Consider the following 6,962-nt stretch of genomic DNA (forward strand, 5'->3'; position numbering starts at 1 on the left):
CGCCCTTGACCGATGTCGATGCCCGCTTCGGCTGGAGCGTGGCCGGCGGCATCGACCTGCGGCGGCTGGCGCTGGACTGGACCGGGGCCAAGGTCTCGGTCGAGGGCGGTTCCGGCCGGCGGCGGCCGTCGGTGCTGCGGATCGAGGGGCTGGACCTGGCGCGGGCCGTGGCCGCGGCCGGGCTGGACGATGTCCGCGCCACCGGCATCGTCGACGGCACCATCCCGTTCCGCCTCGACCGCGACACGATCGTGGTCGAGAACGGGGTGCTGGCGACGCGCGGCCCGGGCGAGATCCGCTACGGGGCGGGCGCGGCGCCGGAGGAGATCAAGGCGGCGGCGGCCGCCGAACCGGGCATGGACACGCTGATGACGGCGCTGCGCAACTTCCAGTACCAGTCGCTGCGGGCGACGCTGGACGGGCGCAGCGACGGCGAGGCGAATGTGAAGCTGGCAGTTCGGGGATCCAACCCCGACCTCTATGGCGGCTTCCCGATCGCGCTGAACGTCAACCTGTCGGGCGCGCTCTACGTCATCGCCCGGCGCAGCCTGGCGCTGGCGCGGATCGGCGACCGCATCCGCGACTATTATGCCGAACGGTTGGGGCGTAGGAGCGAGCCGCCGTGTTGAAGATGAGAGGGGGATTGCATATGGCTTTCAGGAATCGTCATGGCGAGCCCCGCCCCGGAGTCCAATTGGGGGGCGTGGCCATCCAGGGCGGCTCGCATCGGCCCCTGGATGGCCACGGCGCTGCGCGCCTCGCCATGACGATGGGGGTTGGCTTCTGCGCTGCCGCGCTCGGCGCCTGCTCGCCGGTGATCCGGGTCGAGGCGCCGGACAAGCCGATCGAGATCAACCTCAACGTCCGGGTCGAGCAGGACGTCAAGGTCCAGGTCGACCGCAGCCTGCAGAAGGTGGTCGGCAAGAACCCGGCACAGCCCTAGGGGTTTGCCTGCGCTGGTGTGGGCGCGGCCATGGCGGCATCGCGAATAGGAATGATGACGGTATCGTAGACCGGCAGTCCGGATCTATGTACCCTGCCACCGCTGAATTCAGCGAGAACTGAATTTATGGCGGAGGTATTGTGATGCGCAGGATGATGCTTTGGGCATCGTCGTGTTTCATCTTGGGGCGTGCTCCAACGACCCCGCCGACATAGAGGCCGCCCGGATGGAAAACGATGCCTTTGTCTGGTGCAGCACCAACATGCCCGAGATTCCGATCCAGGACTGCAAGAACGCCGAGAAGAAGGACGGCTACAAGCACGAGAAGCAGATGCAAGCGGGCGCCATCACGCTCTTCTAGCCGCTCGTCCGGCGCATCTTCGGGCGATCATCCGGCCCCGGGCCGATCCTTGGGAGGTCAGATCACGATGCAGCACGTTCAACGATGGTCGGCCGCTGCCCTGCTGGCCCTTCTGGTCGGCACATCCGCCGGCCTGGCCCAGGCAGCGGATGCCGAGAGCTTCAACTTCGAAGGGACCCTCGGGCCGACGCGCGTCGGGATGACGCTGGTGGTCCAGGACGGCAAGATCGCCGCGCCGAGCCATTATTTCTACCAGAAGCACCTGACCGACATCCCGCTGACGGGCGACGCCGCGAAAGGGGTGACGCTGACCGAGCCCGGCGGCGGCACCTTCGCCTTGCAATTCAAGGGCAATGGCAGCAACGGCAGCGATCCGCTGACCTTCGACAACAGCGTCGGCCTGACGGGCACCTGGACCGGCAAGGACGGCAAGGCCCTTCCGGTCGCGCTCGACCTGACCGGCAATGCCGGCCCGACTGCGCCGGGTGAACGCTGGTACCAGGACCTCACCAGCGAGAGCGATGCGGCCTTCGAGGCCAAGGTCCAGGGCTTCTACACGACCGTGATGGCGGGCGACCGCGCCGGCGCGGCGAATTTCGTGCATTTTCCCCTCACCGTGAATGTCACGGCGAAGGAACATTTGCGCATCACGTCGCCGGACCAGCTGAACGCCCATTGGGACAAGATCTTCACCCCGGCCTGGCTGAAGCAGGCCGGGACGGCGCTGCCGCATGACCTGGCCGTCATCGACGGAATGGCGGCGCTGGGGTCGGGCCTCGCCTATTTCAGCGACAAGGGCGTCGAGACCATCAACGTCAGCACCGACTGAGCGTCGGGCGGCGGGCCTTTAGCCCGCCTCCTCCCCGTCCCAGTACTGGCGGCGCCCCGACATGTCGAAGATATCGTCGCGGGTGCGCAGGGCGCCGACCGCCATCTTGTTCGAATCCGGATAGACGCAGACCTCGTTCGGGTTGCGCTGGCCGATCATCAGGGTGCGGCACGGGCCGGGGCCGCGGTTGAGGAAGGAATGGCCGACCTTCCGACCGGCCGGGAAGCAGGCATAGTCGCCGGCTGTCAGCTCGTATCGCTCCTCGCCGAGGATCAGCGTCACCTGGCCTTCCAGGATCAGCGCATGCTCCTCCTCCAGCATGTGGTAGTGGGTCGGGCACAGGCGCTTGCCGGGCGCCGGGGATTCGATCAGCACGCCGACGCGGTAGCCCGGCCCGACCGCCGCATGGGTCAGGTGCTTCGACCGGCCGCCGAACCGGGCGCTGCCGGGCACGCCGTCCTCATGCCACTCGACCGACGCCTCGGCGATCGGCGGCTTCGGCGCCACGACGGCTTCGGCCACCGCGGCATCGGCGGGCGGGGCGACGCCGGGCGGCAGGCCGGTGTTCTCGCCGTCCCAGTAGTCGCGCGTCGCCGTCATGTCGAAGATCGCGCGCCGCCCCAGGGGGCGCACCAGCACCTTGCCGGTGTCGGTGTAGACGCAGACCTCGTTCGGGTTCTTCTCGCCCACCACCACGTAGCGGCAGGTCGTGTCGCCGGTGTTCACCAGGCAGTGCCCGGCCCTCTGCCCGGCCGGGTAGCAGATATAGTCCCCGGCTTTCATCTCGTACGTGTCGGCACCGAGCCGCGCGGTCACCGTGCCCTCGAGGATGAAGACATGCTCCTCCTCGAAGATATGGTAATGCGCCGGCGAGCTTTGCATGCCCGGCCCCAGCTCCTCGATGGCGACGCCGACATGGTAGTCGTCGCCGACCGCGGCCCGGGTCAGGTGGCGGTACCGCGTGGTGAAGCGCGGGATGTCGGACCATTCCTCCCACGGCACGTCGGATGACGAGATCGGCTTGGCAATTGTGTCGCTTGCCATGTGTTCCCCCTTGCGCTCGGGTGCCCGGTTGAGCTTTTGAGATTGTGGATAGAACCTCTGGCCTCACCCCTTATTGTCATTGCCGGGCTTGACCCGGCAGTCCAGGGGCCACCGAGAGCTGCTCTGAGAGCCCCTGGATCCTCGGGTCAAGCCCGAGGATGACAATAAGAATAGAACAGAACTCAAGATGGATCCGGCGCGGGTCAAGGGCTCACGGCTCCGCCGGCCGCCGATGCGCCAGGGCCAGGGAGCGGGCGAGGGCGGCGCCGAGCGACAGGCCGTGGGCGTCGCGCAGATAGGTCTGGAAGTCGTAGATCGTCACCGCCGGGCAGGTCTCGAACTCCAGGAGCCGGACGCCGCCATCCTCATCGGCGCGCAGGTCGACCGAGAAATAGTCGCGCAGGCCGAACAATTCGGCCAGGCGGGGCACCAGGGCCTCGGCCGCCGCCACGATGCGGGCGGCTGCCGGGTCCGACGCCGCCTCGGCACGCAGATCCGTCAGCCGCGGGACGAAGGCGCGGTCCTGCGTCTCGCCGAAGCCGGTCAGGCCGCCCTCGGTGTCGCGGCTGCCCGACAGGCTCAGATTGTCGCGCATGGTCATGAAGGCGCCGCCGGTCTCGCTGCCCGGATCCTGGCCCAGCCGGGCGATGCCCAGCGACGCGGCCAGGGGCCGGCCGGTGTCCATGAAGCTGACCCGGACGTCATGGCCCGGCAGGAAGGGCTGGATCACCGCCCGGTCGCGATAGCGGTCCCACAGCCTCGCGGCCACCTCCAGCGCGGCGGCCGCGTCCGAGGTCCTGGAATCGGCGAAGATGCCGATCTTGGCGCCCAGCGTGTTCGGCTTGACGAAGAACGGTTCCGGCCCGTCCAGCACCTCGGCGCCGGCGATCACCCGCCCGCCTTCGGCCAGGGCGGTCGGCGGCACCGGCAGGCCGGCGGCCGCGGCCAAGGCGGTGGATTTGAACTTGTCCTGGCACAGATGCTGCGCCTGGGGCGGGCTGCCGTAGAACGGGATGCCGGCCAGCCGCGCCAGGGCGCTGATGCTGCTGCCGCGGTAATAGGCGATGCCGTCGGTCTGGCACCACAGGATGGTGTCGTCGCGCTGGGCCGCCAGGCCGGGCAGGGCGCCGATCAGGGCGTCGAGTTCGACGAACTCCGCCTCCAGCCCGGCTTCGCCGAGCGTGGCCGCCAGCTCCGGCTTGATCGCCTCCAGGTCGGTCGCCTGGGCCAGGTAGCAGGCGACCTCCGCCGCGATGGCGGGGTCGAAGCCCGCCGCCTGCAGCCGCGCCCGGCATGCCGCCTCCGGCTCGTAGGTGATGACCACGCGGCGGAGCGGGGAGGGCGGCATCGGCGGTGGCTCCGGGATCAGGGGAAGGCGCAGACCTCGCTGGTGACGCGGACGAAGCTGCGCTCGCCCTCGACCAGGCTAAACCGGTATTCCTTGTCGCCCATCACCATGGTCTGGAACAGCGGCAGCACGCCGGTGGCGGTGGCCTGCTTGCCGTCGATGCCGCGGAAATTGACGGTGATGGGCTTCGCCGGGTCGAACCAGGACTGGGCCTTGTTCTTGTCGTCCAGCGCGCTCTCGCCGCGGCCGGTCACCGCCACGGTGTTGTTGGCGAAGGCGACCGAGCTGTTCGACCCGGTGGCGTTCTGGGTCGGCAGGATGAAGCGCTTGCTCTCGCCCGGCTTGCAGTCGCGCGGGGCCGAGGCCTGGTCGATGTAGAAGGCCAGGCGCTGCGGGTCGAGCCCGCTCTGCAGCCGCGCCGCCACCTTGTCGGCCAGCTCGCGGTTCACCCCGGTCGGCACCTCGCGCTCGAATCGGGCCATCAGCTCGCGGTACTGGATCTGCGCCGTCTGGGCCGCCGCCTGCAGCTGCACCCGCTGCTGCTCCCACCCGCTCCGGTCCTGGGTCAGGCTGGAGACCTGGGACTGCAGCGTCTGGATCTGGCCGCGCGTGCGTTCGACCCCGATCTGGTAGGCGAAGGCCGCCACCACCACCAGCACGGTGATCGAGAAGAACACGCGGATGATCGCGCCCCAGACGCGCCGCCGGTAGCGGCGCTCCGGATCGTAGAGACCGAGACCCATGAACCCTATCCTGACCCTTTGCCGGCTGAGGTTACCGCCGTAGCATGGCCGACAGTTACGACAGGGCCACCCCCGCCGCCAAGCCCGTCGCGAAGGGCGCGGCAAATCGGCGAGGGCCCGGCCTGTCGGTCAGAAAATTCTGGAGGAGCGCAGCGTGGGTTCGATCCATCATTTCATCGACGGCAAGGCCGCGCCCGGCCACAGCGGCCGGACCGGGGACGTGTGCAACCCGGCGACCGGCGAGGTCTCGGGCCGCGTCGACTTCGCCTCGGCCGAGGAGGTCGGCGCCGCCATCGACTCCGCTCGCAAGGCGCTGCCCGGCTGGGCCGCGACGCCGACCGTGATCCGCGCCCGCGTCATGTTCCGCTTCAAGCAGCTGATCGAGGAGAACATCGAGGAGCTGGCGCGGATCGTGACCGCCGAGCACGGCAAGGTGCTGTCCGACGCCAAGGGGTCGATCCAGCGCGGCCTCGAGGTGGTGGAGTTCGCCTGCGGCATCCCGCATCTCTTGAAGGGCGAGTTCAGCGAGAATGTCGGGCGCGAGATCGACAGCTTCTCGATCCGCCAGCCGGTCGGCGTCTGCGCCGGCATCACGCCGTTCAACTTCCCGGTGATGGTGCCGCTGTGGATGTTCTCGATCGCCATCGCCTGCGGCAACACCTTCGTGCTGAAGCCGTCGGAGAAGGACCCGTCCGCCGCCAACTGGCTGGCGGCGAAGCTGATCGAGGCCGGCGCCCCTCCGGGCGTGCTGAACGTGGTGCATGGCGACAAGGTCGCCGTCGACACGCTGCTGACCCATCCGGGCGTGGCGGCGGTCAGCTTCGTCGGCTCGACCCAGATCGGCGAGTACATCTATGCCACAGCGGCGGCGCATGGGAAGCGGGTGCAGGCGCTGTGCGGCGCCAAGAACCACATGGTGGTGATGCCCGACGCCGATCTGGACAAGGCGGTCGACGCGCTGATGGGCGCGGGCTACGGCTCGGCCGGTGAGCGCTGCATGGCGATCTCGGTGGCGGTCGCGGTCGGCGATGTCGGCGACAGGCTGATCCAGAAGCTGGAGCCGAAGGTGCGGGCGCTGAAGATCGGCCCCGGCACCGATCCGGACGCCGAGATGGGACCACTGGTGACGAAGCAGCACTACGACAAGGTGCGCGGCTACGTCGACATCGGCGTGCAGGAGGGCGCGAAGCTGGTGGTCGACGGTCGCGGCCTGAAGCTGCAGGGCTACGAGAACGGCTACTTCATCGGCGGCTGCCTGTTCGACGATGTCGAGCCGCAGATGCGGATCTACCGGGAGGAGATCTTCGGCCCGGTGCTGTCGGTGGTGCGGACGCCGGATTTCGCGACCGCGCTGGACCTTGTCAACAAGCACGAATACGGCAACGGCACCGCGATCTTCACCCGCGACGGCGACGCGGCGCGGACCTTCGTCAGCAACTGCAATGTCGGCATGGTCGGCGTCAACGTGCCGATCCCGGTGCCGATGGCGTTCCACAGCTTCGGCGGCTGGAAGCGCTCGGCCTTCGGCGACCTCGGCATGTACGGGCCGGACGGGGTGCGCTTCTACACCAAGCTGAAGACGGTGACCGAGCGCTGGCCGACCGGCATCAAGGGCGGGGCCGAGTTCACCATGCCGGTGATGAGGTAGAGGACCGTTCGCCCCGCACCGCCCGAGCCCCCCTCCCCCTGCGGGA

Annotated in this window: 8 protein-coding genes; 5 read left to right on the forward strand and 3 right to left on the reverse strand. The window is 68.9% G+C overall.

From position 1 onward, the window contains the following. From P409_RS21940 to P409_RS21955, 4 genes are all read left to right on the forward strand, one after another. A partial coding sequence (locus P409_RS21940; RefSeq protein WP_034843676.1) for an intermembrane phospholipid transport protein YdbH family protein occupies positions 1–629 on the forward strand: 629 nt, incomplete at its 5' end. Between the two features lie 134 nt (positions 630–763). Then, on the forward strand, positions 764–943 hold the full coding sequence (locus P409_RS21945; RefSeq protein WP_034843677.1) for a YnbE family lipoprotein: 180 nt from the start codon (positions 764–766) through the stop codon (positions 941–943). A 160-nt stretch (positions 944–1,103) separates the two neighbouring features. Then, complete coding sequence (locus P409_RS21950; RefSeq protein WP_034843679.1) at positions 1,104–1,304, forward strand: hypothetical protein; 201 nt, start codon at positions 1,104–1,106, stop codon at positions 1,302–1,304. Between the two features lie 67 nt (positions 1,305–1,371). Next, the gene (locus tag P409_RS21955; RefSeq protein WP_034843681.1) at positions 1,372–2,133 is read left to right on the forward strand and encodes a hypothetical protein; all 762 of its coding nucleotides are present in this window, start codon (positions 1,372–1,374) and stop codon (positions 2,131–2,133) included. Between the two features lie 18 nt (positions 2,134–2,151). Here P409_RS21955 and P409_RS36370 read toward each other — a convergent pair whose 3' ends face one another. From P409_RS36370 to P409_RS21970, 3 genes are all read right to left on the reverse strand, one after another. After that, positions 2,152–3,177: a cupin domain-containing protein gene (locus P409_RS36370; protein WP_052121144.1), complete on the reverse strand. Its 1,026-nt coding sequence runs from the start codon at positions 3,175–3,177 to the stop codon at positions 2,152–2,154. A 211-nt stretch (positions 3,178–3,388) separates the two neighbouring features. Continuing rightward, positions 3,389–4,525 (reverse strand): hypothetical protein, encoded by a 1,137-nt coding sequence (locus tag P409_RS21965; RefSeq protein WP_034843683.1) that lies wholly within the window; start codon positions 4,523–4,525, stop codon positions 3,389–3,391. A gap of 17 nt (positions 4,526–4,542) precedes the next feature. After that, a complete protein-coding gene (locus P409_RS21970; RefSeq protein WP_034843685.1) occupies positions 4,543–5,268 on the reverse strand; it encodes a hypothetical protein in 726 nt (241 codons plus the stop codon). Between the two features lie 154 nt (positions 5,269–5,422). On the opposite strand from P409_RS21970, the gene P409_RS21975 reads away from it, so the two are divergent. Then, positions 5,423–6,916, forward strand: coding sequence for a CoA-acylating methylmalonate-semialdehyde dehydrogenase (locus P409_RS21975; RefSeq protein WP_034843688.1), 1,494 nt, complete (start codon positions 5,423–5,425; stop codon positions 6,914–6,916). Positions 6,917–6,962 lie beyond the last annotated feature (46 nt).

The sequence above is a fragment of the Inquilinus limosus MP06 genome (assembly GCF_000767795.1).
Classification (GTDB): Bacteria; Pseudomonadota; Alphaproteobacteria; order DSM-16000; family Inquilinaceae; genus Inquilinus; species Inquilinus limosus_E.